This is a genomic window from bacterium, from assembly GCA_004322275.1.
Lineage (GTDB): Bacteria > Desulfobacterota > Deferrisomatia > Deferrisomatales > BM512 > SCTA01.
This window is the reverse complement of sequence record SCTA01000018.1, coordinates 96,036-120,163: the sequence shown is the minus strand read 5'-3', so window position 1 is coordinate 120,163 and position 24,128 is coordinate 96,036. Positions and strand designations below refer to the sequence as shown.

At 59.9% G+C, this 24,128-nt stretch carries 22 protein-coding genes and 1 riboswitch; of the genes, 17 read left to right on the top strand and 5 right to left on the bottom strand.

Annotation, left to right across the window (positions count from 1 at the left end):
* Nucleotides 1-33 precede the first annotated feature (33 nt).
* The 9 genes from EPN96_05985 to EPN96_05945 all read left to right on the top strand — a co-directional run bounded on the left by EPN96_05985 (nucleotide 34) and on the right by EPN96_05945 (nucleotide 7,865).
* Nucleotides 34-801 carry a ParA family protein gene (locus EPN96_05985; protein ID TAL17374.1) on the top strand — a complete coding sequence of 256 codons (768 nt, stop codon included), beginning with the start codon at nucleotides 34-36 and terminating at the stop codon, nucleotides 799-801.
* A 145-nt stretch (nucleotides 802-946) separates the two neighbouring features.
* A complete protein-coding gene (locus EPN96_05980; GenBank protein ID TAL17373.1) occupies nucleotides 947-1,804 on the top strand; it encodes a ParB/RepB/Spo0J family partition protein in 858 nt (285 codons plus the stop codon).
* 259 nt (nucleotides 1,805-2,063) lie between these two features.
* Nucleotides 2,064-2,492: a hypothetical protein gene (locus EPN96_05975; protein TAL17372.1), complete on the top strand. Its 429-nt coding sequence runs from the start codon at nucleotides 2,064-2,066 to the stop codon at nucleotides 2,490-2,492.
* Complete coding sequence (locus EPN96_05970; protein TAL17371.1) at nucleotides 2,492-3,058, top strand: hypothetical protein; 567 nt, start codon at nucleotides 2,492-2,494, stop codon at nucleotides 3,056-3,058. Before EPN96_05975 ends, EPN96_05970 begins: the two co-directional genes overlap by 1 nt.
* Nucleotides 3,055-3,597, top strand: coding sequence for an ATP synthase F1 subunit delta (gene atpH / locus EPN96_05965; protein ID TAL17370.1), 543 nt, complete (start codon nucleotides 3,055-3,057; stop codon nucleotides 3,595-3,597). Before EPN96_05970 ends, atpH begins: the two co-directional genes overlap by 4 nt.
* 7 nt (nucleotides 3,598-3,604) lie before the next feature.
* Complete coding sequence (locus tag EPN96_05960; GenBank protein TAL17369.1) at nucleotides 3,605-5,116, top strand: F0F1 ATP synthase subunit alpha; 1,512 nt, start codon at nucleotides 3,605-3,607, stop codon at nucleotides 5,114-5,116.
* Nucleotides 5,117-5,131: 15 nt separating this feature from the next.
* Nucleotides 5,132-5,995, top strand: coding sequence for an ATP synthase F1 subunit gamma (atpG, locus tag EPN96_05955; protein ID TAL17368.1), 864 nt, complete (start codon nucleotides 5,132-5,134; stop codon nucleotides 5,993-5,995).
* 36 nt (nucleotides 5,996-6,031) lie between these two features.
* Nucleotides 6,032-7,438 (top strand): F0F1 ATP synthase subunit beta, encoded by a 1,407-nt coding sequence (atpD, locus tag EPN96_05950; protein ID TAL17367.1) that lies wholly within the window; start codon nucleotides 6,032-6,034, stop codon nucleotides 7,436-7,438.
* A gap of 10 nt (nucleotides 7,439-7,448) precedes the next feature.
* Nucleotides 7,449-7,865 (top strand): F0F1 ATP synthase subunit epsilon, encoded by a 417-nt coding sequence (locus tag EPN96_05945; protein TAL17366.1) that lies wholly within the window; start codon nucleotides 7,449-7,451, stop codon nucleotides 7,863-7,865.
* A gap of 191 nt (nucleotides 7,866-8,056) precedes the next feature.
* Here EPN96_05945 and EPN96_05940 read toward each other — a convergent pair whose 3' ends face one another.
* The 5 genes from EPN96_05940 to EPN96_05920 form a co-directional block, all read right to left on the bottom strand.
* Nucleotides 8,057-8,629, bottom strand: a complete 573-nt coding sequence (locus EPN96_05940) for a hypothetical protein (protein TAL17365.1) — start codon at nucleotides 8,627-8,629, stop codon at nucleotides 8,057-8,059.
* A gap of 10 nt (nucleotides 8,630-8,639) precedes the next feature.
* A complete protein-coding gene (gene nifS / locus EPN96_05935) occupies nucleotides 8,640-9,797 on the bottom strand; it encodes a cysteine desulfurase NifS (GenBank protein ID TAL17364.1) in 1,158 nt (385 codons plus the stop codon).
* Nucleotides 9,779-10,636, bottom strand: coding sequence for a Fe-S cluster assembly protein NifU (gene nifU / locus EPN96_05930; GenBank protein TAL17363.1), 858 nt, complete (start codon nucleotides 10,634-10,636; stop codon nucleotides 9,779-9,781). Before nifU ends, nifS begins: the two co-directional genes overlap by 19 nt.
* A 109-nt stretch (nucleotides 10,637-10,745) precedes the next feature.
* Nucleotides 10,746-11,822: a TlpA family protein disulfide reductase gene (locus EPN96_05925; protein ID TAL17362.1), complete on the bottom strand. Its 1,077-nt coding sequence runs from the start codon at nucleotides 11,820-11,822 to the stop codon at nucleotides 10,746-10,748.
* A 33-nt stretch (nucleotides 11,823-11,855) separates the two neighbouring features.
* Nucleotides 11,856-12,323 carry a hypothetical protein gene (locus EPN96_05920; protein TAL17361.1) on the bottom strand — a complete coding sequence of 156 codons (468 nt, stop codon included), beginning with the start codon at nucleotides 12,321-12,323 and terminating at the stop codon, nucleotides 11,856-11,858.
* A gap of 70 nt (nucleotides 12,324-12,393) precedes the next feature.
* Here EPN96_05920 and EPN96_05915 point away from each other — a divergent pair, with 70 nt between their 5' ends.
* From EPN96_05915 to EPN96_05880, 8 genes are all read left to right on the top strand, one after another.
* Entirely contained in the window at nucleotides 12,394-13,017 is a 624-nt protein-coding gene (locus tag EPN96_05915) for a flavodoxin family protein (GenBank protein TAL17360.1), read from the top strand.
* Nucleotides 13,017-13,478 (top strand): transcriptional repressor, encoded by a 462-nt coding sequence (locus tag EPN96_05910; GenBank protein ID TAL17359.1) that lies wholly within the window; start codon nucleotides 13,017-13,019, stop codon nucleotides 13,476-13,478. The genes EPN96_05915 and EPN96_05910 overlap by 1 nt, the downstream gene beginning before the upstream one ends.
* Before the next feature lie 112 nt (nucleotides 13,479-13,590).
* Nucleotides 13,591-13,704: riboswitch (SAM riboswitch) on the top strand.
* Nucleotides 13,705-13,857: 153 nt separating this feature from the next.
* Complete coding sequence (locus EPN96_05905; GenBank protein ID TAL17393.1) at nucleotides 13,858-14,970, top strand: homoserine O-acetyltransferase; 1,113 nt, start codon at nucleotides 13,858-13,860, stop codon at nucleotides 14,968-14,970.
* Nucleotides 14,971-15,049: 79 nt separating this feature from the next.
* Nucleotides 15,050-16,705 (top strand): hypothetical protein, encoded by a 1,656-nt coding sequence (locus EPN96_05900; GenBank protein TAL17358.1) that lies wholly within the window; start codon nucleotides 15,050-15,052, stop codon nucleotides 16,703-16,705.
* Nucleotides 16,702-18,306: a tetratricopeptide repeat protein gene (locus tag EPN96_05895; protein TAL17357.1), complete on the top strand. Its 1,605-nt coding sequence runs from the start codon at nucleotides 16,702-16,704 to the stop codon at nucleotides 18,304-18,306. Before EPN96_05900 ends, EPN96_05895 begins: the two co-directional genes overlap by 4 nt.
* Nucleotides 18,307-18,405: 99 nt before the next feature.
* Entirely contained in the window at nucleotides 18,406-21,339 is a 2,934-nt protein-coding gene (locus tag EPN96_05890; protein ID TAL17356.1) for a tetratricopeptide repeat protein, read from the top strand.
* A gap of 189 nt (nucleotides 21,340-21,528) precedes the next feature.
* On the top strand, nucleotides 21,529-21,831 hold the full coding sequence (locus EPN96_05885) for a hypothetical protein (GenBank protein ID TAL17355.1): 303 nt from the start codon (nucleotides 21,529-21,531) through the stop codon (nucleotides 21,829-21,831).
* Nucleotides 21,815-23,875 (top strand): diguanylate cyclase, encoded by a 2,061-nt coding sequence (locus tag EPN96_05880; GenBank protein ID TAL17354.1) that lies wholly within the window; start codon nucleotides 21,815-21,817, stop codon nucleotides 23,873-23,875. Before EPN96_05885 ends, EPN96_05880 begins: the two co-directional genes overlap by 17 nt.
* Nucleotides 23,876-24,128 lie beyond the last annotated feature (253 nt).

The window sequence follows — 24,128 nt, the reverse complement described above, 5'->3', positions numbered from 1 at the left end:
GGTGTGATATTTTCACGCCCTTCGGAGGTAGAGATGGGCAGGGTATACGCGATAACGAATCAGAAGGGCGGCGTCGGCAAGACGACCACCGCCGTCAACCTCTCGGCGGCGCTGGCGCTGGCGGGCAAAAAGGTGCTCCTCGTGGACATGGACCCGCAGGGGAACGCCTCCAGCGGCGTCGGGATACGGCCCGGCGAGGGCGAGAGGACGAGCTACGACCTGATAATGGGCCTCGCGCCCTGCGGGGAGACGGTCAGGTTATCGGAAATACAGGGACTTTCCGTGATTCCGGCTACCCGCGATCTCGCCGGGGCCGAGGTCGAGCTGGTTTCGGATCCCGCCCGCTCCACCCGCCTCAAGTCCGCTCTGGCGGATATCGTGCCGCTCTTCGACTACACGATAATGGATTGTCCCCCGAGCCTCAGCCTCCTCACGGTGAACGCGCTGGTGGCCGCCGAGGCTGTCATAATACCGATGCAGTGCGAGTACTACGCGCTCGAAGGCCTCAGCCAGCTTCTTCACACCGTCCACCGCATCAAGCGAAGCCTCAACCCCTCCCTCGACGTCCGGGGGATACTCCTCACCATGTACGACGGGCGCAACAACCTCAGCCGTCAGGTGGCCGAGGAGGTCAAGCGCCACTTCAGCGACAAGGTCTTCGCTTCGGTGATACCGAGAAACGTCAGATTGAGCGAGGCGCCCAGCCACGGCAAGCCGGTGCTGCTTTACGATTCCCGCTCGGCAGGGGCCGTGAGCTATCAGGAAGTAGCCAGAGAACTTCTTGCTTGGGGAGGTTGTTGAAAACGTCGCGAGAAGCCCCGGGTTCGAGGAGACGCACAGCGAGAAGCGAGACATAACTGGCAGTTAGGCGAGCTTCGAGTGAGCACGCGACGAAGAAGACGGGGCTCGCAGCAGTTTTTCAACAACCTCTCATGGAGGGATTTAAGTGTCCACTGATAAAAGAAAAGCGCGTCCCGCGCTCGGAATGGGTCTGGACGCTCTGCTCACCGATTCGCTGGAAGGGGATTATTTCCTCTGCCCGGTTGAAAAGATAACGCCGAGCCCCTCCCAGCCGCGAAAGATATTTCCTCCCGACTCCATCGAGGAGCTGGCCCAGTCCCTTCGGGAGAAGGGGCTCATACAGCCCATAGTGGTAAGGAAGCTGGGGGAGGGGGGGTACGAGCTTATAGCGGGCGAGCGCCGGTGGCGCGCCGCGCAAAAGGCGGGGCTCATGGAGCTTCCCGCCATACTCAGAAACGCCGGGGCGGAAGAGGTGCTGGAACTCGCCCTCGTGGAGAACGTCCAGCGCGAGAACCTTAACCCCGTTGACGAGGCGAGGGCCTATAAACTTCTCATGGACACCACGGGGATGACGCAGGAATCGGTGTCCGGACGCATAGGCAAATCGCGGGTAGCCGTGGCCAATTCCCTGCGCCTCCTTTCCCTCTCGCCCGACTGCCTCGACGAGGTGCGAAACGGCAACATAACGGCGGGCCACGCCCGCGCCCTCCTCGCCGCCCCCCACCAGCACCGGATGGACCTTCTGCATGTAATAATAGACAGGGGGCTCTCCGTCAGGGAGGCTGAGGCGCTGGCCTCGAAGCCGCTAAAGCCCAAAGCCGCGGCGAAGGCGCACCGGGACCCCGATATAATGGCGGTTGAAAAGAAGCTGTCGCGGGCGCTGGGAACCAAGGCTTCTCTCAGGCAGGGCAGGAAAAAGGGGTCGGGGACGATAACCCTCCGTTACCAGACCCTTGACGAACTCGACAGAATAATAGAGATAGTTGAGGGGAGGGGCAGGTAGCCCAGGGGAAAGCGCGGATAAAAAAGCGTCTTTCCGAAAACCCTTGCGCAAAAGTGAAATCTCCATATACTGCAGAGAGTTTGCAATATTGAATAAATGAAAAAGGTCGCGTCCGGTGAGGGTTTTGGGCGTTTGCCGGGCGGATAAAATCGCAAGCTTCACAAAAAAAGCGAAAAAAAATAAAAAGGCGGTTTGATTTGGCAAAGGATTGTTGTATATTGCGACCGCTTTCCAACCGGCACTGGGGAGGATCGCCCAAGTGAATTTGATACCGAATATTACGCTAGTTGTACAAATCGCCGTCTTCTTCGTCCTGATGCTCGTTCTCAATGGGCTTCTCTTCAAGCCCATGCTGAGAGTAATCGAGGAGAGGCGCAGCCGCACCGAGGGGCGAAGAAAGATCGCCGCCGCGGCGAACGCCGACGCGGACTCGATCTGGGATAACTACCAGAAAGAGATCTCTGCGGCGAAGGCGCAGGCCGAGGCCGCCCGTCTCGCGGTTGTCCGCGAAGCCGAGGCACAGAAGCAAAAGCTCATCGACGGCGCGACTGCGGAGTCCGACAAGGTGGTCTGCGAGCTTCGGGCCAGAGTACAGTCCGAGGCGGGTGAAGCCCGCGCGACCGTCCGCGGCGAGATAGATGCGCTTGCAAGGACGATGGCCGAAAAAATCCTTGGGAGGGCAGTCTGATGAGACGCCGCGCCGTAACGGCAATGACTATTCTTCTGGCGCTTCTGCCCGTTCTGGCCCTTGCCAGCGGCGGCGGCGAAGCCGCGCACCCCTGGCGCGACATAATCTTCAAGTTCATAAATCTGAGCGTCCTTCTGGGCATCTTCTACTACGCCCTGCGCAAGGTGGTGCCCCAGGCCCTTATGGACCGGAAGGAAGGCGTCGCCAAGGAGCTCTGCGAAGCCAAAAAAGCCAAGGAAGACGCCGAGGCGAGGCTCGCGGAATACAAGCAGAAGGTTGCCAACCTCCAGAGCGAGATAGCGGCGCTCCGCGCCGATTTCAAGGCCGAGGGCGAGCTTCAGAAGAAACGGATTCTGGAACAGGCCCAAAAATCGGTCGAGGCGATAAGCAAAAACGCCGCAACCGTCGGAGAGCGCGAAGCCAAGATGGCGATCGATTCCATAAGGGAAGAGGCCGTCAAGCAGGCTCTGGCCCTCGCCGGGGAGATTCTGGCCAAGGCTTACGGCGCCGAGGACCAGAAGCGAGCGATTGAAAAGACCATCGACAAGATCGAGGGGCTCCATTGATTAAGACGCGCATCGCCAAGAGATATTCACGCGCCCTCTTTGAACTGGCGAAAGAGAGCGGCACGGTAGAAAAGATCGGCGCGGACATCCGTTCCGTGGTCGAGATACTGGAAAAAAATCCGGCCGTAAAGACCGGGCTCACTACTCCCGTCACCTCCCGCGAGGTAAAGGCGGGCGTGCTTGCGGAAATTACCGGCGCAATAAAGGCGGACATTCTCGTCGAGAACTTCCTCAAGGTCGTCCTCGCCGCCCGCAAGATCTCGGTCATTACCGAAATCTCCGACGAATACGCCAAAATGGCCGATGAAGTCTCCGGCAGGCTTCGCGGAGAAGCGATTTCACCGATAGCCCTCGACGAAGCGGCGCTTACGAAACTTTCCGCCGCCCTCTCGAAGACTCTCGGCAAAGAAGTAATTCTTTCCTCGCGCGAGGACAAGGCGCTGTTAGGCGGCGTCGTGGCTCGCGTGGGTAACCTAGTCTTTGATGCGAGCGTTAAAACCCAACTTGAACGCATGAAGGATTCCTTGGTCAAGGGGTGAGCAAGTCATGCAGATTCGTGCCGAAGAAATAACCGACATCATCAAATCGAAGGTCAAGAACTTCGAGGTACACCTCGACGTTGCAGAGACCGGCGTCGTCCTGAACGTGGGCGACGGCATTGCCCGCATCCACGGCCTGGAAAAGTGCATGGCGGCGGAACTCCTCGAGTTCCCCGGCGGCATCATGGGCATGGCGCTGAACCTCGAAGAGGACAACGTCGGCGTAGCCATCCTGGGCGAGGATATCCACATCAAGGAGGGAGACACGGTCAAGCGCACCGGCAAGATCGTCTCCGTTCCCGTCGGCAACGCCCTTCTGGGCCGCGTCGTCGATCCCCTCGGCAACCCGGTTGACGGTCTGGGGCCGATAGAGGGCACCGAGCTTCGGGTCATCGACATCAAGGCGCCGGGCATCGTCGCCCGCCAGCCGGTCAAGGAGCCCCTCCAGACGGGCCTCAAGGCCATCGACTCGATGGTTCCGATCGGGCGCGGCCAGCGCGAGCTGATAATCGGCGACCGCCAGACCGGAAAGACCGCCGTCGCCATCGATACCATCATCAACCAGAAGGGCGGCGACGTTATCTGCATCTACGTCGCCATCGGCCAGAAGCGCTCCACCGTCGCGCAGGTCGTGGCGAAGCTCAAGGAGTTCGGCGCGATGGACTACACCATCGTCGTCGCCGCCACCGCCTCCGAGCCCGCCCCGCTCCAGTACATCTCCCCCTTCTCGGGCTGCACGATGGGCGAGTACTTCCGCGACAACGGCAAGCACGCCCTCATCATCTACGACGATCTTTCAAAGCAGGCCGTTTCCTACCGCCAGCTTTCGCTGCTCCTTCGCCGCCCCCCCGGCCGCGAAGCGTACCCCGGCGACGTTTTCTATCTACACAGCAGGCTTCTCGAGCGCGCCGCGAAGGTCTCCAACGCCCTCGGCGGCGGAAGCCTCACGGCCCTTCCGGTCATCGAAACGCAGGCCGGCGACGTCTCCGCGTACATCCCGACCAACGTCATCTCGATCACCGACGGTCAGATCTTCTTGGAGAGCGACCTGTTCTACTCCGGCGTCCGTCCGGCCATCAACGTCGGCCTCTCGGTCTCCCGCGTCGGCGGCAGCGCCCAGGTCAAGGCGATGAAGGCGGTCGCCGGCACTCTGCGCCTCGACCTCGCCCAGTTCCGCGAGCTGGAAGCCTTCGCCCAGTTCGGCTCCGACCTCGACAAGGCCACCCAGCAGCAGCTCAACCGCGGCGCGCGCCTCGTCGAGATCCTCAAGCAGGGCCAGTTCCAGCCGATTCCCGTCGAAAGACAGGTCGTCCTGATCTACGCGGCCACCAAGGGTTTCATCGACATGCACCCCCTGGAAAAGCTCGGCGCTTTCGAGCAGCAGCTTTATTCCTTCATGGACACCCGCAAGGAGTCTCTCATGACGGAGATCCGCGAGAAGAAGGTTCTCTCGGACGAGGTCAGGAACGCACTAAATTCGGCGCTCGAAGAGTTCAACGGAGTCTTCGCAGCCGAATAACCTGGAGCTTTCGAGATGGCGAACCTCAAGGATATAAAAACCAGGATCGCGAGCGTAAAAAGTACGCAGCAGATCACAAAGGCCATGAAGATGGTCTCGGCCGCCCGGTTCCGCAAGGCGGAAGAGTCCATCATCGAGAACAGGCCTTACTCCGACAAGATTCTGGAAGTGCTCGGGAGCCTGGCCCTTCGTACCGAGGAGGAGGCTCACCCCCTTCTGGAGAGGCGCGAAGCCAAAAACGTCGGAATAATCGTCTTTACTTCCGACCGTGGGCTTTGCGGCTCCTTCAACGGCTCGATTATCCGCAGCATCGACCGTTTCCTGAAGGAAAAGGCCGGGAAGCACGACCAGATAAGCCTTTACGTCGTCGGCAAGAAGGCACGCGACTACTACAAGTCGAGGCCCGTCGAGAAATTCGGCGAAAAGGCGGAACTCTTCGGGAACGTGTCCTACGGCCACGCCCAGGAGATCGGCCGCGAGGTCGTTGAACGCTACACCAATAAAGAGCTCGACCTCGTCTACATGGTCTACAACGAATACCGTTCGGCCCTCTCTCAGGTGGTCGTCTACGACAGGCTTCTCCCTGTCGAGCCCCCCGCGGTGGGAGCCGATGCGGTAAACCCGGATTACATTTATGAGCCCAGCAAGGAGCACATGCTCAGCTGGGTTTTACCGCGCTACGTCGACGTCCGCATCTTCCGGGCTCTTCTGGAGTCCACCGCGAGCGAACACGGCGCGCGCATGACGGCTATGGACAGTGCAACCAACAACGCCAGCGACATGATCGAGCGCTTGACCCTGAAGTTCAACCGCGCTCGCCAGGAGTCCATCACAAGCGAACTGATGGACATCGTCAACGGCGTCGAATCAATGAAATAAAGGGCGATCCGAGTCCAGCCAGGGAGGCCTTACCCAATGAGCGAGTTCGGCAAAATTTCACAGGTTATCGGTCCCGTCGTTGACGTAGTCTTCGAAGGCGGTCTTCCGGAGATTTACACGGCGCTGCGGGTCACAAACGCAGCGATCAACGACAAAGAATGGAACCTCGTTCTCGAGGTCGCCCAGCATTTGGGTGAAAACACCGTGCGCACCGTCGCCATGGACTCCTCCGAGGGTCTCGTGCGCGGCGCTCCGGTAAAGAACACCGGCTCAATGATCTCGATGCCCGTCGGCCGCGAGACCCTTGGCCGCATCCTCAACGTCATCGGCGACCCGGTCGACGAAGCGGGGCCGGTCCCCACGGACAAGCGGTCCCCCATCCACAGGACCGCTCCTCCCTTCGTGGAGATGAGCACGGTCGTCGAAGCCTTCGAGACCGGCATCAAGGTCATCGACCTTCTCGCGCCCTACCAGCGCGGCGGAAAGATCGGCCTCTTCGGCGGCGCGGGCGTCGGCAAGACGGTTCTCATCATGGAGCTGATCAACAACGTCGCGAAGCAGCACGGCGGCTTCTCCGTTTTCGGCGGAGTCGGCGAGCGCACCCGCGAGGGCAACGACCTCTGGCTCGAAATGAAAGAGTCCGGCGTTATCGACAAGACCTCTCTGGTCTACGGCCAGATGAACGAGCCGCCGGGAGCCCGCGCGCGCGTCGCGCTCTCCGCTCTCACCGTCGCCGAATACTTCCGCGACGCCGAAGGGCAGGACGTGCTCCTCTTCATCGACAACATCTTCCGCTTCACCCAGGCGGGTTCCGAGGTTTCGGCGCTTCTCGGCCGCATACCCTCCGCCGTCGGTTACCAGCCCACGCTGGCCACCGAAATGGGAACGATGCAGGAGCGCATAACGACCACCTCGAAGGGCTCCATCACCTCGGTTCAGGCGATTTACGTCCCCGCCGACGACTTGACCGACCCCGCTCCCGCGACCACCTTCGCGCATCTTGACGCGACGACGGTTCTCTCCCGCCAGATCGCCGAGCTCGGCATCTACCCGGCGGTCGACCCCCTCGACTCAACCAGCCGCATCCTCGATCCCCGCATCGTCGGCGACGAGCACTACGCTGTCGCCCGCCAGGTTCAGGAGGTCCTCCAGCGCTACAAGGATCTTCAGGACATCATCGCGATTCTCGGCATGGACGAACTGGCCGAGGAAGACAAGCTGGCGGTTTCCAGGGCGCGCAAGATACAGCGCTTCCTCTCCCAGCCCTTCTCCGTCGCCGAGGCCTTCACCGGCACCCCCGGCAAGTACGTCAAGCTCGCCGACACCATCAGGGGCTTCAAGGAGATCGCCGAAGGCAAGCACGACGAGATACCCGAGCAGGCCTTCTACATGGTCGGCACCATTGAAGAAGTGCTCGAAAGAGCTGAGAAGATGAAGGACTAAGGTGAACCCCATGAGCGAAGCGAAATTTCGCCTGGAGATAGTCACCCCGACGCGCCACCTCGTGAGCGAGGGCGTGGAAGAGGTGACGGCCCCCGGCGTCGATGGCGAGTTCGGCGTTCTGGTCGGCCATACACCCTATCTGGTTGAACTCGGGCTGGGTGAACTGATGTACCGCATCGGGAACGAAAAGAGCTTCCTCGCCGTGCGCAGGGGCTTCGCGGAGGTCACCCTCGACAAGGTGACGGTCCTCGCCGAAGAGGCCGAGTTCCCGGCGGATATCGATCTGGCGAAGGCCGAGAGGCTCCTGGCCGAAGCCGAGCAGAAAGTCAGCGAGCTTGTCGTATCGAGCGAGTCAAAGGAATACATGGAAGCCCAGGCGAAGCTCGACCGCGCAATGAATCAGGTCGCCATAGCCAAGAGACAGTAACGAAGCAAGACATATAAAGAAAAAAAGGCCGTCCTGATTGGGCGGCCTTTTTCATTCTCGCATCCGGCTTTTGGCCCGCTTTTGCCGCTCATCAATCGCAAAATCCAGGGCGTAGAACAACTACGACTGCGGTTTTGCTCTGTCTTCGCGACAAAATCGCTCTCAAAATCCGGCGCGAGCTGATTATGTTGTCAGGCAGGTTCTTCGGCGGTCTTCTTCGGAATTATATCGCCCTTTATCTTCGGGCCGTTCTCCCCCTTGACGATGGTGAAGCGCACGGCGGCCACGTCCTGCCGGTTTATCACCTTGCTGGCCTTGGCTATCAGCATCTGCGCCAGCTCGTCGGGGACTACCTTGCCGGCGGCGCCCGAGGTGGTGACCATCGTGCGGACCTTGCCGGTGATCAGCTTGGGATTCGCCAGAACCAGGCGGTCGATGAAGATCGTCTGGCCGAACTCCTCCACGTCGCTCCCGTAAGTCTCTTCCAGCTTGGATTTTATGTAGGTTTCGCGGCGTTCCAGAAAGCGGCGAAGCTGCGCCTGCAGGGAGCGGAACTTGAAGGCGAGGGTGCGGATCTGGAACTGGAGCTGGGTCGAGCGGGTGGACATCTGCCGGGTCAGTTTCTGGACGAGGCTCTCCACCTCCGCCATGAGGGAAGCGGGCTCGGTCTTTCGGAGGCCGGAAAGATAGAGGTCGTACTGGCGGCGCAGTTCCTCAATCTTTAATTCGAGCTCTACGATTTTTGTGTCCCGGGGTGGCGCCAACCTTTTGCCTTCAGCCTTCCATGTAGGGGGATATCGAGCGCAGACGCGCAATTATAGGCGGAAGTTTCTCGATTACAAAGTCAATTTCCTCACGGGTGTTAAAGCGGCTCAGGCTGAAGCGGATCGAGCCGTGGGCGAAGGTGAAGGGAACGCCCATTGCGCGAAGGACATGGGAAGGTTCGAGGCTCCCCGAGGTGCAGGCGCTGCCGGAGCTGGCGCACATGCCAAGTTCGTTCATGAGAAGCAGTATCGCCTCTCCCTCGACGAACTTGAAGGAGATGTTGACGGTGTTCGGAAGCCGGTCGGTCGGGTGGCCGTTCAGCCGGGAATCGGAGATGGAGGAGAGTATCCCCTTTTCGAGGCGGTCGCGAAGCGCGCGGACGGTGGTGTTCTCGTGGTGGATGTTCTCAAGGGCGATTTCGCAGGCCTTGCCGAGCCCGACTATGGAGGGTACCGGCTCGGTTCCCGCCCTTCTACTGCGCTCCTGATGGCCGCCGATGATGAAGGGACGAAAGGGGGTGCCCTTCCTGACGTAGAGCGCGCCGATACCCTTCGGTGCGTGAAGCTTGTGGCCGCTGAGAGCCAGAAAATCCACCGAAGTTTTGGCGATGTTCATCGGTAACTTGCCTACGGTCTGCACCGCGTCGGTGTGAAAGAGAACCCCCCTGGATTTGGCGAGTTCGGCTATCTCCTCGACCGGGAAGATCGTCCCCGTCTCGTTGTTGGCCCACATCACGGAGATGAGGGCCGTATCGTCGCGGATGGCGTCCCGAAGCTCGTCCATATCCAGAGCCCCGTCCTGATCGACGCCCAGAAGGGTCAGGTGGTACCCCTTCTTGACGAGGTGCTTCGCCAGATTGAGGACGGCGGGATGCTCTACCTTGGTGGTAATGAGGTGGCGCTTCTCCGGCTGGGATTCGAGGGCGGAGCGAAGGGCGGTGTTGTCGCTTTCGGTGCCGCAGGAGGTCATTATGACCTCGGAAGGGTCGCACCCGATGAGGGCGGCCACCCGCTCGCGCGCGGTCTTCAGGTCTTTCCCCACCTCCCCGCCGAAGGAGTGCATGCTGGAGGGGTTTCCGTACCTGTCGCAGAAGAACGGGCGCATCTCCTCGAAGACGAGGGGGTCTACGCGGGTGGTGGCGTTGTTGTCTAGATAGACAGTGTGCATTTTACCTCCTCGACCACCTCGATCTCGGGATCGACCAGTTCGCGCAGCTTGCCCTGCACAACGTCCTTGAGGGTTATCTGGGCCGAGGGGCAGTTGGTGCAGGCGCCGCGCAAACTCACGAGCACCTTCTTGCCTTCGACGTCCAGAAGTTCGAGGTCGCCTCCGTCGGCCTGGAGGGCGGGGCGAAGCTCCTCGTCGATTACCTTCTTTATGAGGGAGATGCGCTGGAGGTTGGTAAGAACCTTCGAGGGAGCGGCGGGGGCTTTCGCCTGCTTCGCGCCAAGCTCCTCCTTCAAAATCTCGTCGATCCGTTCGAGGCAGCGACCGCAGCCGCCCCCCGCCTTGGTAAAATTGGTAACGTCCTCGACGGTCCCTATGTTGTTTTCGTGGATGGCGCGCCGTATCTGGGTGTCGGTGACGCCGAAGCACTCGCAGACAAGCTCGCCCTCCAGCTCGTGGATGTCGCTCTTTATACCGCGGTAACTGTTTATCGCGGCCTCCAGAGCTTCCCGTCCCATGACGGAGCAGTGCATCTTTTCCTTGGGAAGGCCGCCGAGAAAATCGGCGATGTCCTTGTTGGTTATCTTAAGGGCCTCGTCGAGAGTCTTCCCCTTGACCATCTCGGTCAGGGCGGAGCTTGAGGCTATGGCGCTCCCGCAGCCGAAGGTCTGGAAGGTGGCTTTCTCTATGAGACCGTCCTTGTCCAGCTTCAGGTAGAGCTTAAGCGCGTCGCCGCAGGCAAGGCTGCCGACCTCGCCCACGGCGTCGGCGTCGTCGATCTTGCCCACGTTGCGCGGGTTCATGAAGTGATCTTTTACCTTATCGGTGTAATCCCACATAGGTTGAATGACCTCCCGAAAAAGCGGGTTTGCGTGCTAAATGTTTACCGGTGCAATGTATCAATTGGCTGCTCAAGAGTCAAAGTCCGCGACTATAAAGAAAGTATAGCTAGATTTTTTCAAGATGCGCTTTCAGATCGTCCATGTCCTTAGCCCCCTCGCCGGAGTGGATTATCCTGCCCGCGCCGTCCAGAAGAACCGTCGTGGGAGTGGCGCTGACTCCGAAAGCCTTGGCCAGCGGCCCGGCGATGCCGCCCTTGCCCCAGTCCGGAATGCAGGGAAGGGTGGTGTTGGCGCTCAAAAACCCGCGAATGCGCTTTTCCAGATAGGGGGAATCGACGTTGACGGCGTAGACCTTTACCCTGGGATACTGCTTCGCAAGCTCTTCCATCGACGGGAACTCTTCCCGGCAGGGCTGGCAGTAAAAGCTCCAGAAAAACAAGAGCACGTTCTCGCCGCCGCCTATTATCGCCTCGCCGCCGTCGAGGGTAGCGATGCCGGTGGCTTTCCCGACTGCCCCCTCCTTGCGCAGGACCATTCCCGAGGGAGCGAAGGTCGTGAGTCCGTTCTTGCTGGCGAGGGTCACGTTCTCGTCCCGTTTCGTCTCGAGAAGTTTTTGAACCGCCTCCTCGAAGCGCTCTTCGTCGCCGGGCTTGTACCCCTCTTGAAAGAGGCGGATGTAGCCGGATTTGTCTATGACCAGCGTCACGGGAAGAAGCTCGACGTTGTAGTCTTTGGATATCTGCTGGTCCTTGTCGCGAAGGACAGGGTACTTCAAATCTATTCCGGCCTTCGAGAGGGTCTGGATTATCCTCGCGTCGGGGAAAAAGTCGGTGTTGACGGAGAGCACCGTCAGCCCCCTTGAGGAATACTTGTCGTGCAGTTTCAGTATCTTGGGCATCTCCTCGATGCAGGACTTGCAGAAGATCGACCAGAACTCCAGGAGGACGACGTGGTTGCCGATGAAATCCGAAAGACGGCCCTCTCCGCCTCCCAGAAGGGGCGCGGCGAAAGCCGGGGCCTTTGCGTTGACCTCGACCAGCACCGTATCGCCGGAAAGCCTCTCCTTTATCGTGCCGGACTGGTCCTCTGCCTTGGCAGGGGCGCCGGCCCCTTTCTCCTTCGAGCAGGAGACGAGGTTCAGGGCGAAAAAAAGGCAGAGGAAAAGAGCGACAAACCTTCTCATTTATGAAGCGCCTCGGGAAGAATTTTGAAAATATCAGCTTTCCCCGAGTGCTTTTTTGAGCGTTTCGAGGTGAAGGGTTTCTTCGGCCACAAGCCTTTTGTAAAAGGCCGTCTCGGCCTTGCAGGAGGCTTTGAGGAGGCGAAGGTTGTAGAATTCCATCGCCTCCTTTTCCAGTTCGAGCGCCTTTTGGAGGGCTCCCCTGACCGAGATGTCGGAGGGGAGGGGAAGGCGGGAACTTTCGCGCTCGAAAACGTCCACCACGCCGGTTTGGGCGGCGACCATCGCTATCTCTTCCGGCCAGCCCGGGTTGTTTTTAAGTTCCTCGTAGATCGCCCTTACTCTGGCGACGTGGGAACCCTCCTCCTCGGCAAGAGCGAGAAAAATGGCTTTTACGAGAGCGCTTTTCGCCTCTTCGGCCGCGAGGAGGTAGAATTCCCTTCCGTCCGATTCAAATTTCAGGGCCTGCTCAAGGGCCAGCACCGCCGAGTCGCTCATCGTCATCCTCCATTGAAATATTTCTCCTGAAAGATTATATGATTCTAATTCCTTCTACAACCCGGAGGAGAGCCGCATGGAACAAATTACCGCTCCGAGGATACTGTGCATTTACGGCAGCCCGAGGAAGGACGGAAATTCCGACCGTCTCATGGACGCCTTCGTGGAGGGGCTTGAGGAGGGCGGGGCAGTGGCGCAGAAGATCTACCTTAGGGAACTACGTTTCAATCCCTGCAGGGAAATATACGCCTGCCGCAACAGCGGCGAATGCGCCCTCAAGGACGACATAACCGCCATCTACGCCGAGCTGCGCTCCGCTGACGCGATTGCTTTCGCCATGCCGGTGATGTTCTACGGGGCGGGCGCCCTCGCAAAGTCCTTCATCGACCGCGCCCAGGCCCTCTGGGGCATCAAATACCTCCTGAATCAGCAGGTCGCCACAGGGAGGCTGAAAAAGCGTAAGGGGGTGCTCCTCTCCGTCGCCGGCTCCAGGGGGCAGAAGGTCTTCGACGGGCTTCGCCTCATCTTCAGGTATTTTCTGGACGCCCTCGACGCCGACCCCTGGGGGGAGGTGGTCTGCCGGGAGGTCGACGTGAAGGGAGACATCGACAAGCATCCCGAAACCCTCGCCGAGGCCAGAGAATTGGGAAAGCGCCTCGCCGGGGAGCTTGGGGCCGAGATTGCGGGGCTTTCGGCCTGATGTCCCGCGACAGGAAGGCGCAGAAGCGTTCCGAGGAGGGGCGAAAGGTTCTCTTCGAGCACATCAAGGGAAAAGGACTTCGCTGGACCCAGCAGAGGGACGCGATCCTGAAGGCGTTTTTGCACGCCGACGCGCACCTCAGCGCGGAAGAGCTTTACGGGCTCGTCCGGAAGAACTGTCCGGAGATGGGGTTCGCCACGGTCTACCGCTGCATGAACCTCTTCGTGGAGGCGGGGATAGCCAAGGAGAGGCGGTTCGACGAGGAGCGCGTCAGGTACGAGCCCGCGGTGATGGCCGAGCACCACGACCACCTGATCTGCACCAAATGCGGGCGGATACTCGAATTCGAGGACGAGCGGATAGAAAAGCTTCAGGAGTCGATCGCGAAGGCGAAGGGGTTTTGTGTAACACATCATCGGATGGAGCTTTACGGGCTTTGCCCGAAATGCAATAATTGCTGAGCGCAAAAATCTGGTATATTAAAATTGTGGCCGTTTATACCTCACCACCCGGCGTGTAGAACACCGGCGAAGAGGCGGCCCATGCAGGTCAGTCAGGCGGCTGGCCGAAGACTTCTTATCTAGAGTGGCGGAGGGACCAGGCCCTGCGAAGCCACAGCAACCGGCCCGTAAAACGGCATCAGGTGCTAATTCCTGCGGGGCACGAAAACGCCCCGAAAGATGAGTGGGACGGCCCGCCGAAGACGGCTTGCCCTGATGCCCCGCCCGGACTTGAATCTTACAGGTCCGGCGGCGTGGCGTCCGGCCTCCTTTATACGCGGGTCTCCTTCCGGGAGGCCTTGAAAAGTTGACTATCAAAACCGGTGAAACCGTCGGGGTAGTGACGAGCCACAAGTTGGTGGTGTGCGCCCCGCCCGGCGAACTCAATCTCCAGAGCGGCCGTATCCTCGGTCCCATCGAGGTCGCGTACGAAACTTACGGTACGCGCGCGCCCGACGACTCCAACGTAGTACTTGTCTGCCACGCCCTCGCGGGCGACGCCCACGCAGCGGGAATCGACCCCGAAGGCCAAAGGCCCGGCTGGTGGGAAGCGATGATCGGCCCCGGCAAGCCCATCGACACCGACAGGTATTTCGTCATCTGCCAGAACGTGCTGGGCAGCTGCAAGGGCACCACCGGCCCCTCCTCGATAAATCCCCGGACAAAAAAGCCCTACGGGATGAAGTTTCCCGTCATCACCATACGCGACATGGTAGACGTGCAGGCTCGCCTTCTCGACCAGCTCGGGATACAGAGCCTTCTTTGCGTAATCGGCGGCTCGATGGGCGGGATGCAGGCACTGGAGTGGGCCGTGCGCTATCCCGGCAGGGTGCGCTCGATAATGCCCATCTCCACCACCGGGGCCAGCTCCCCGATGTGCATAGGCTTCAACCAGATATGCCGCAGCGCGATAATGTCCGACGCCAACTGGCGGGGCGGGGATTACTACGAGAGCGGGGAGCCACCCGCCGACGGCCTCGCCATAGCGAGGATGATCGGACACCTCACCTTCATGAGCGACAAATCGATGAGGCGCAAATTCGGCAGGAAGATCTCCGGGCGCGAGGGCATTTACGCCTTTACGGCGCAGTACGACGTGGAAAGGTACCTCCACTACAACGGCTACAACTTCCCCAAAAGGTTCGACGCCAACAGCTACCTCTACCTGACAAAGACCCTCGACACCTTCGACGTCTCCGACGGTTTTCCCGGCGGGGTCGAGGAGGCGCTTTCGCGGATAACGGCGAGGGTGCGCTTCGTCACCTTCACCTCCGACTGGCTCTACAACCCCGCCGACACCGAGGCGCTCACCTCCATACTCGAAGAGAGGGGCCACCCTGTCGAGCATTTCTGCCTGAGGAGCGATTACGGCCACGACGCCTTTCTCGTCGAGCACAACCTTCTGGCCCCCATAGCCGGTGATTTTCTGAATCAGGTAAGCTCAGGGCGGTGAAGGACGCCGGACGGTTAATTTAAAAATCAGGCCCGATGGTGTACCATGAGCCGTAAATTTACCCGTTGTGAGCAGGCTTATGACCTTCAAAAAATACTCCACGGCGATATTCGCGGCCCTGCTGGCGGGGCTGGTGCTGACGGTTTATTGGCAGACGACGGGGTTTGAGTTTATCAACCTCGACGATCCGGAATACACGGTCCGAAATCCCTTTGTTAACGGCGGCCTGAGCATAGAGGGAATTCATGCCGCTTTCACTCAATTCTGGGGAAGGTACTGGATCCCGGTCACGTGGCTCTCCTACATGGCCGACGTCAGCGTCTCCGGCCTGTCCCCGGAGGGGTTTCACCGCACCAACGTCATTCTCCACGGTTTGAACGTTCTCCTTCTCTTTTTTGTTCTTCGTAACGCTACCGGTTCGACCGTCAGGAGTTTCTTCGTAGCGGCTCTTTGGGCGATTCACCCCCTGCGCGCCGAATCGGTCGCCTGGGTGGCCGAGCGAAAGGATGTTCTTTCCGGGTTTTTCTTTTTGCTGGCGCTCCTGGGGCACATCGAGTACGCAAGGACGGGGAAAAAGCTCTGGCTGGCGGCGATAACCGTTTTCGCTCTGTTTGGGCTTATGGCAAAGCCGGTGGTGATGGTGCTGCCGGTTGCCCTGCTGCTAATGGATTTCTGGCCTCTTGGGCGTTTTCCGGAAGGAAGATTGAAGGAAAACCTTCCGGGCTACGGAAAGCTTCTCTTTGAAAAAGCCCACCTTTTCGCCCTCTCGGCGGTCTTTGTACTGATAACCCTTAAATCGCAGAAGATCGACGACGCCTTAAACTCAGGCCTGACTAATACGGCAGGCGCTTATGTCAATTTCGCCGCCGCAGTAAAAGCCTATTGCGCCTATATCTTCGGGACATTCTGGCCGGTTGGGCTCTACCTGCGCGGTAAAGAGTATGAGTTGACCTTCGGCGTGCCGCTCACGATTTTGTGCTTCGCGGTTCTCGTGCTCGTCTCCTTTCTCGCCTTCAAACATCGCAAGCGTTTCCCCGAACTTGCTTTCGGCTGGTTCTGGTATTTGCTTATCCTTTTTCCCAACAGCGGGATAGTGCGGGCGGGGATTAGTACTTTCTCCGACCGCTTCACCTACCTGCCCCACATAGGCATCATGGTGGCCGCAGTGTGGGGCGTCGAACGTCTTTACAGCCGTTTTGCGAAGGATTTAAGGCCGCTGGCGACGGCGGGAGCGGGGATAATAGCCATCCTCTCCATTCTTTGTTTCCGGCAGGTTTCAATCTGGAAGAACGATATTTCCCTCTTCACTCACGCCGACAGGGTGACCGGAGGGAAAAGCGCCATGGCCAAGGAAGTGCTGGGTGTCGCATGGTTCCTTGTCGGCAGGTATCAGGAATCCTACGACAGTTTTACCGTGGCGCTTGAACTCGATCCGGGCTTTGCCGGGGGGTATGGATATAAGGGGCTGGCGGCGGCGAGGCTTGGCAGGTACGCGGAAGCGTCGGAGCTTTGCAGGAAGGAACTGCAGCTTAATCCGGGAAACAAGGAGATAACCACCAGACTCGCGTACATTCTGATCCGGGCGGGAGACTTGCCGGGTGGAGCCAGGCTCGGTCTTGAGAACATCCGCCGCTGGCCGGACGACAAAGTAGCGTGGGAGGCGGTGAATTACCTGGGCGGGGAAGCAAAGGCGAGAGCGCTGGCGCAATCCGGAAATTCCGGGGCCGGGCCATGACCTTTAAAAACAAACAGACTGCGATCTTCGCGGCCCTGCTGGCGGGACTGGTGCTGGCCGTCTACTGGCAGACGACGGGGTTTGAGTTTATCAACCTCGACGATCTTGAGTACACGGTTCTTAATCCCCTGCTAAAGGACGGCCTGACTTTTGCGGAAATAAAAGAGGCTTTTACTTCGATTCAGCTTCGCACTTACATGCCCGTTACCATCCTTTCATTAATGGCCGACGTTCAAATCTTCGGCCTGAAGCCTTCGGGCTTTCACTTCACGAATACCCTTCTGCATCTTCTAAATACCCTGCTGCTCTTCGCTTTTCTTTACCGGGCCACGGGCTCAGGCTGGAAAAGTTTCTTCGCTGCGGCCCTCTGGGCGGTTCATCCCCTGCGGGCGGAATCGGTAGCTTGGGTCGCGGAGCGAAAGGACGTGCTGGCGGGGTTTTTCTTCCTCACGGGACTTCTTGCCTACTGCGAATACGCGAGGAGCAGGCGGCCTGTCTTTTACGCTACGACTCTAGCCGCAATGGTTCTCGGCCTGCTCTCCAAGTCCATCGTCGTGGTCTTCCCCGCCGCGCTCCTGATTGCGGATTTATGGCCCCTTGAAAGGTTCAGGCAGGGAGAAACGCCAAAAAAACTGCTCATCGAGAAAATCCCGTTTATTTCGCTTTCAATCCTTTTTTCGGGACTGTCTCTCTACGTTCACAGGAACACCTTCCATATGCAGGGGCAAAAGCCGCTCCTCGGCCGCCTTGCCGACATGTCTACCGCCTATCTCCACTATCTGGGGGAAACCCTGTGGCCCTTCGGTCTGGTGATGGAAGACAGGAACACGGAGGTTCACCTCACGGGGTTATCTGCGTTTGGCGCGGGACTTCTTATACTCGCTCTCACCTTTCTCGCCTGGAAGGCGAGGAAAACGGTCCCTGCGGCAACCGCCGGGTGGTGCTGGTACCTCGCCCTGCTCTTCCCGGTAAGCGGGGTCGTACTGCTGGATTTTTTCTTCGTGGCCGACCATTTCAGCTACCTTCCCCATATCGGCCTCATGGTTGCGCTTGTGTGGGGAACCGAGAACCTTTGCAGCCGTTTCCTGAAAGATACGCGATCATTGGCTGTTGTCGGGGGAACACTGGTGGTTGTCCTGTCGGTGCTTTGCTTCCGGCAGGTCTCCCTCTGGAAAAACGACTTCATCTTCTTCGGCTATATCGACAAAATGACCGGCGGGCAGAGCGCGACGGCCAAGAAATCGCTCGGCATAGCCTATCTGAACTCAAAGAAATTTGAAGAGGCTTACAGCTACTTTACACAGGCGTTACTGGTCGATCCCTCCGTGCTGCAGGGTTTTGGCTACAAGGGTCATGCCGCAGCAAATCTCGGCAGGTACCGCGAAGCCGCGCAGCTTTACAGGATCGAGCTTAAAAGGGTTCCGGGTGACAAGGATTTCAGCCTGATGCTCGCGAACGCTCTGGTCATGGCGGGAGACCTGCCGGAAGGAGCGAGACAGGCACTGGAAAACATTAAAAAATGGCCGGAAGACAAAGTTGCCTGGCAGGCTATTAATTTCCTGGGAGGTGTGGCAAAAGCGAAAATGCTTGCTGGAAAGTAAAGGTAGAGAGGGCCGGGTGCCGGGCGCTTAACGATGATTTCCACACCCGCCCCGCAGGTGTTATAATCCGGCAAGTTAACAGACAGCCCGGAGGAACCCATGGGGGCCCAGGTTTTTACCGAAAAGGCGGGAAAGAGGTTTTTACGCTCCCTTGCGGGGGGAATCGGACTGGCGTTCCTCGCTTCCTCGGCGTTTTGCTCATCCTCGCCCCTCCCGGAAAAGGAACTTCCTGCCGTCCTTGGCTCCCTGCTCGACGAGATACGCATAACCTCGTCGAAAAACCTCCCTGCCGGAGTTAATCGCAGCTCCACCCTGATGGCCGTCGGGATACCTATCGACGAGGCCATGAAGTTCCCCCTCCACGATCTTTTCCCGCAGCTCTCCCCCTCCGCAGCGGCGGAATCCTCTGCCGAGTACCGTAAAGCAATCGAGGCGCTCGGGGGGAAAAGGACGGAGGACGCCCTCTTTTACCTTGAGGAGACGAGGGCTAAGTCTCCCGTCGAGTCCGAGAAGGATTCGGCGGCCTTTTACATCGGGGAGCTGAAAAGACAGCAGAAAAAGCCCGGTCAGGCGATTTTGTATTTCGGAAAAGTCAGGGGCGGCAGCGCCCCGGAGGCAAGGTTCCGGCTGGCCGTCGTCGCGGACGAGGCGGGGCGCATCGATGAGGCGCGCGCGGCCTTTACCGGGCTCGCCTCCTCCGACACCTCAAGCCACCGCGCCGAGGCTCTGGCGTGGACCGGGAAAGACCTCTATCTCTCGGGGGAGATGGCCGGGGCTGAAAAAGCCCTTCTTGAGTCAATCCTTATCGGCGGGCCGGGGTCGGGCGACGCCGCCTTTCTCCTCGGGCTGATGCGCAGCGGGAGGGGGGATTTCGAGTCGGCGGAAAAGCTCCTCACCGGCTTTCTGCTGAATTTCCCGGAACACAGGCTGGCCAAAAGCGCGCAGGGCGCTCTGGGATGGGTCTTTCTGGAGGAGAAAAACCCCGAAGCGGCGCGAAGGCGCTTTGGCTGGGCGCTGGAGGGAGAGATTCCCTCCTCTCTGGAGCCGAGGGCGAGGTATGGCCTCGTCAGGGCGGCCTCGGAGGAGGGAAGCGCCGGCCTGCTCAGAGAGGAGCTTGGCGGGCTGGAAAAGGCAAGGGTCGATCCGCTCTGGAGATTTCGCGGATGGGTGGAGGCCGGGAGGTTTTTTTACAACTCGAAAGACTGCCGCGGGGCGCTGGACGCCTTCAGCAGGGCGGTTGAAATCCACCCGGAGGGCGAGTTCGGCCCGGCGGCCCTTTACATGGCTGGCGAGAGCTTCTCCTGCCTCGAAGAACACCGCGCCGCCGCTGACACCTTTCTCAGGGTGAAAGAACCCTCCTCACTCGTCCCCTACGCCCTTCTGCGGGCCGGGGAAAACGACCTTCGGGTAGCGGAGAACAAGCGGGCCGCCTCCTCCTTCCGCGCGATAAGCGAAAAATTTCCCGCCTTCGAGCACCTGCACAAGGCCCGCTACCTCCTCGGAAAGGCGCTCCTCGCCTCCGGCGACGACGGCGGGGCGTGGGCGGCCTTTGAATCCATTCCCGAAAACTCGCCCTGGTTCGCCTCCTCGCTCTTCGAGCTGGCCCTGATGGCGCACGAGGAGGAGAACTGGGATCGCTCGGCGAGGCTCTTAACGAAATTCATCAACGTTTTCCCCGCCGATCCGCGAAGGGACAAGGCGGCTTCGCTGCTGGGGGAGGCGGGTCTCATGAGGGGAGACCTCAAGGCGGCTGCGGTCGTCTACGCAGACCTTGAAAAGAGCGGAACGGACGAGACCTTGCGGGAGGAGGCCAGATACAGGCGCGGGCTTATCCTTATGTCGGAGGGTAGAACCGAAGCGGGGAGGGAGCTTTTCGATTCGCTGCTCGCCTCTTCGCCCAGGGGGAAAAACTCCCTTCTCATAGCGCTGACTCTGGGCAGAAGCTATTCGGCGGAGTCGAAGTTCGCCCTCGCCCTGCCTTACTTTGAAAAGGCCCTAGCCCAAAATCCGCCGGAAGCGGAGAAGAAAGAGGCGGAAAAAGGTCTCGCCTTCGCCCTCCTCGGCGCGGGCAGGCATGAAGAGGCGCTTGCGGCCTTTAAAAAGCTGGGCCGGACGCGAGACGGTTTCTACGGAGAGTGCATGAGCCTGATAAAGCTCGGGCGGCTGGATCTCTCGATGGCCGCCGTGGACGAATTCGCCGGGATCTACCCCGGCGACGAGAGGATCTTCGATCTCGAAACAACTCTCGCGGAGGGGCTTTCCAGAGTTGGCCGCCAGCAGGACGCCGCCGCCTACTACCGACGCACCGCCGAGAGAATAAAAGGCGAAAAGCGCGCCCGGGCGGTGCTGGCCTCCGCGAGAAACCTCGCCGGGGCCGGACTTACCGAAGAGGCGCTGGAAGCGTACGGACTTTTGTCCTCCGAAAAGGATCCGGTGTCCCTGACCGCGAGGGAAGAGTTAGGGGCAACCCTGCTCAAGCTGGGCAGGTTCGACAAGGCCCGCGAGGAGTTCACCCGTCTGGCCGGGGACCTGAAAGAGGACGCAGGCGTATCGGCGGCTCTCCGGAACGCCGGAAAGGCGGCTGCGGGCGCGGGAGACATCGAGAGCGCAGTGAAACTTGTCAACGAGGCTTTTTCGAGGGCGCCCGTGGACGACCCCGGCCCCCGGCAGGCGCTTTTGGCCGACCTCGGCGAATACCTCCTCGGCGCGAACAGGCCGGGCGAGGCGGTCAAGCCCCTCAGGGAGAGTTTTTCAATGCTGCAGGGGGCGGAAGGGCTTCGCGCGGGCGTCCTGCTCGGAAAGGCGCTGGAGGGCTCGGGCGACGAGGAAGGAGCGATAGAGGTCTACGGTAGCGTCGGCTACCTTTACTCCCTCGAAAACGAAGAGGCTGGAAGGGCGCTCCTGCGCGCCGGGGACCTCCTCCTCAAGGGAGGCAAAGCCACCGAGGCTGCCGAGATATTCAAGCGCATAGCCGAAAACGGGAGCGAGGCGGTAAAAAAAGAGGCGGCGTCGCGGCTGGAGGCGATGCAATAGGCACCCGCTTCTTCAACTTCCGGCAGTTTTTTTGGGCGGCCCTAAGAAGGTTTAGCATGACTGGCAGCCCCGATAGGTTTACACTCCGTTCTTGATTACGGCGTCCTCGCTACGGTGAAAGGCCGCCTTTATAATTAACGTCGTCCGGCAAGTCGAAAGACGCCCCGGCGATTTTGGCAAGACCCTCTAATGAAGAACAGGCTTTACAAATACGCATTTATAACTTTTTGCGTCGTGGGCGCCCTCTTCGCCCTCGTCAAGATCGTCTTTTTTGAATATCCGAAGATATCCCGCCTCCGCGAAGACTGCAAAAAAGAAGAGATTTCCGTCGAAAGGCTCCGCAGGGAGAGCGAAACCCTCACCCGCGAGATCCACGACATCGACGTAGACCCCGAAGTGGTGGAAAAATACGCCCGCAAAGAGGGTTGGGTCCGCGAGGGGGAGACTGTCTTTTTCATTCCAGAGAAAATAAAGAATGGCAAACAACCGTAGCGAAAAAAGGGAAGAGGCGGGGGAGCCCTCGGTCGGCAGCGCCTTTTTCCGGCTGATGGTTCCGGCGCTTTACGGGGCGCTTCTCCTTTTCGGAATATTCTCTTCGCCCGACTTTCCCCCGGCGGTGCTGGTCGGCGCTCTCGGAGTGTACACGGTCTACCTTCTCTGGCGCGTCTTCGCCATCTTCTCCGAGCAGGCGAGGCGCGAGGGGCAGGGCGTTCCCGTCGCCAGCGCGGTGGAGCTCGGCCTCCTCGCGGTCTTCGCTCTCGGCACCGCTTTTCAGCTCATCCCCGAGGCCGCCCCGGCCTGGCTGATAGCTCACGCCGCCGTCTTCGTGCTCCTCTCCTCGGTGGCGAGGTGGCCGGAAATTCTCCTCCTCAGTCTTTGCGCGGTAGCCGTCGGCAAGCTGTCGCCGGGAGTCCTCGGCGAAAACTGGCTTCCCGCCTCGGCGGGCCTTCTTCTGGTTTCGCTGTGCGGGACTATCCCGGTCGCAATCCAGAAAGGGCGGCTCGGCCAGCTCAAGAAACGCTACGAGAGGATGAAGCTCGACACCGAAAGGCGGGGAGACTCTCCCTCGGAAGGCGACGAGCCGCTCTACCGCCTCGAAGCGTCGGTGCAGGCCGCCATTTCCGAGATACGCGAAGCGATGGACGCGCACAGCTGCCTTCTGGCTCTCAAGACTCCTCAGGGAAGCCTTTATCTGAAGCACATCGTGGGAGAGGTGGGCGACGTCGCCTACGAGGCGAGGGTCAAGCTCAAGGGCTCGCTCTTCCACTGGGTTCTGAGCAACAAAAAAGAGACGGTCCTGCCGCTGGTGAGCGACCCCCAAAAGATGCTCGGCTATTACGATTCGCAGGTCAACGTAAAGAGCTTCGCAGCCGTTCCCCTGGTTATAGGGGGCCGGGTCGAAGGGATTGTCGCGGTGGACAGCCTGAAGGAAGGGTGGTTCCCGGCGGAAAAGATGCCCATTCTTCGCCTCGCGGGAAAGCAGATATCCTCCATGATGGACCACTGCCGGGAGATGGAGCAGGCTTCGCTGCAGATAAAGGATCTTCGGGTCTTCCGCGAATACTCCAAGCTTCTTGCCGCCTCCCCCCTCCCGAGGGACCTTCCCCTCCTGACGCTGAACGTCGTCCGCGAGAGGCTTTCCCCCGATTTCGCGGCGCTTGTCTTCGTCGCCGACAAAAGCGAGATGGAGATAGCGGCGGTGAGCGGCAAGGAGGAGGAAGAGCTTAAGGGAAAGACCTTCGACTCCTCCGAAAGCCTCTCCGAATGGGTGGTAGGGTCCAATAAGTACCTGCTTTGCACCCGCAAGGAAGACCTGCCTGCCAAGCCCCTCTTCTCCAGGGATATTGCGGCGAAGGGTTACGAGACGCTTCTCGTCTACCCGATTGCCTCACGGGGCAGCGCGATAGGCGTTCTCGTCGCGGGGTGGGAGGAGCCGAACGCGATGGAGCAGTCCGCCCTCGATTTTTGCGGCATACTGACGCGCCAGCTCGCCCTCGCCCTGGTGCACGCCAGGGACGCCGAGAGGCTCCGAAGGGCGCTGGCGGTAGACGAGACCACCGGCCTTCTCTCCCACTCCGGCTTCGTCTCGCTGCTTGAGCACGAGGCCAGAAGGACCCGCCGGTACGGGCGCGGCCTCTCGATACTCATCTACGACGTGGACCAGTTCGCCAAGCTAGCCGAGAGCTACGGGCAGGAGGCGCTGAGGGTGCTTTTGTCCGGGCTCGGAAAGCTGGTCGGCAACGACCTTCGCGACGGGGAGATAGCGGCCTACCTCGGCGGCGGCAGGTTCGGAATGCTGATTCCCGAGGTGGAAGGGGAGGAGGCCGTCAAGATGGCCGACCGCCTCTGCCGGATAATCGCCGCGACCTCTCTGCCGTGGAACGACATGCAGTTGCGTGTAACGGTCAGCATGGGGATCTGCTGCTGGCGCGGGGACGAGGACAACGCGCAGAAGATGGCGGGGAGGGCGGAGACGGCTCTTTACGAGGCGAAGCGGTCGGGGGGGAACAGGGTGGTTCTCAAGAGTCGCGACTAGGGGGACGGCTTCGGCTTTTTCCGTCATGCGTTGTCGCCGCCTTGCGCCGGGCGCTTGCCGTAGTCACGCTACTGTCTGCGCGCCCTTGCTCGACGGCTCCTAGCCTGACGAAAAAATCCAAAGCCGTATAAAAAACGCAGAAACGAAAGTCCGCCTCCAGCTTCTCGCGACGTTTTCATAAAGCCTCTGGTCTAAGGGTTTCAAATTCTGGCCCGTTGCATGGCGCTTGTTCTGCAAACCCTCTGGAACCCTC

Excerpts from the sequence above, each read along its gene's own strand:
- atpG (TAL17368.1), top strand. The coding sequence starts at position 5,132 with ATGGCGAACCTCAAGGATATAAAAACCAGGATCGCGAGCGTAAAAAGT.
- EPN96_05985 (TAL17374.1), top strand. The coding sequence starts at position 34 with ATGGGCAGGGTATACGCGATAACGAATCAGAAGGGCGGCGTCGGCAAG.
- EPN96_05885 (TAL17355.1), top strand. The coding sequence starts at position 21,529 with ATGAAGAACAGGCTTTACAAATACGCATTTATAACTTTTTGCGTCGTG.
- EPN96_05925 (TAL17362.1), bottom strand. The coding sequence starts at position 11,822 with ATGAGAAGGTTTGTCGCTCTTTTCCTCTGCCTTTTTTTCGCCCTGAAC.
- nifU (TAL17363.1), bottom strand. The coding sequence starts at position 10,636 with ATGTGGGATTACACCGATAAGGTAAAAGATCACTTCATGAACCCGCGC.
- EPN96_05900 (TAL17358.1), top strand. The coding sequence starts at position 15,050 with ATGACCTTCAAAAAATACTCCACGGCGATATTCGCGGCCCTGCTGGCG.
- EPN96_05890 (TAL17356.1), top strand. The coding sequence starts at position 18,406 with ATGGGGGCCCAGGTTTTTACCGAAAAGGCGGGAAAGAGGTTTTTACGC.
- EPN96_05945 (TAL17366.1), top strand. The coding sequence starts at position 7,449 with ATGAGCGAAGCGAAATTTCGCCTGGAGATAGTCACCCCGACGCGCCAC.
- EPN96_05970 (TAL17371.1), top strand. The coding sequence starts at position 2,492 with ATGAGACGCCGCGCCGTAACGGCAATGACTATTCTTCTGGCGCTTCTG.
- EPN96_05960 (TAL17369.1), top strand. The coding sequence starts at position 3,605 with ATGCAGATTCGTGCCGAAGAAATAACCGACATCATCAAATCGAAGGTC.
- EPN96_05895 (TAL17357.1), top strand. The coding sequence starts at position 16,702 with ATGACCTTTAAAAACAAACAGACTGCGATCTTCGCGGCCCTGCTGGCG.
- nifS (TAL17364.1), bottom strand. The coding sequence starts at position 9,797 with ATGCACACTGTCTATCTAGACAACAACGCCACCACCCGCGTAGACCCC.
- EPN96_05920 (TAL17361.1), bottom strand. The coding sequence starts at position 12,323 with ATGACGATGAGCGACTCGGCGGTGCTGGCCCTTGAGCAGGCCCTGAAA.
- EPN96_05910 (TAL17359.1), top strand. The coding sequence starts at position 13,017 with ATGTCCCGCGACAGGAAGGCGCAGAAGCGTTCCGAGGAGGGGCGAAAG.
- atpD (TAL17367.1), top strand. The coding sequence starts at position 6,032 with ATGAGCGAGTTCGGCAAAATTTCACAGGTTATCGGTCCCGTCGTTGAC.
- EPN96_05915 (TAL17360.1), top strand. The coding sequence starts at position 12,394 with ATGGAACAAATTACCGCTCCGAGGATACTGTGCATTTACGGCAGCCCG.
- EPN96_05880 (TAL17354.1), top strand. The coding sequence starts at position 21,815 with ATGGCAAACAACCGTAGCGAAAAAAGGGAAGAGGCGGGGGAGCCCTCG.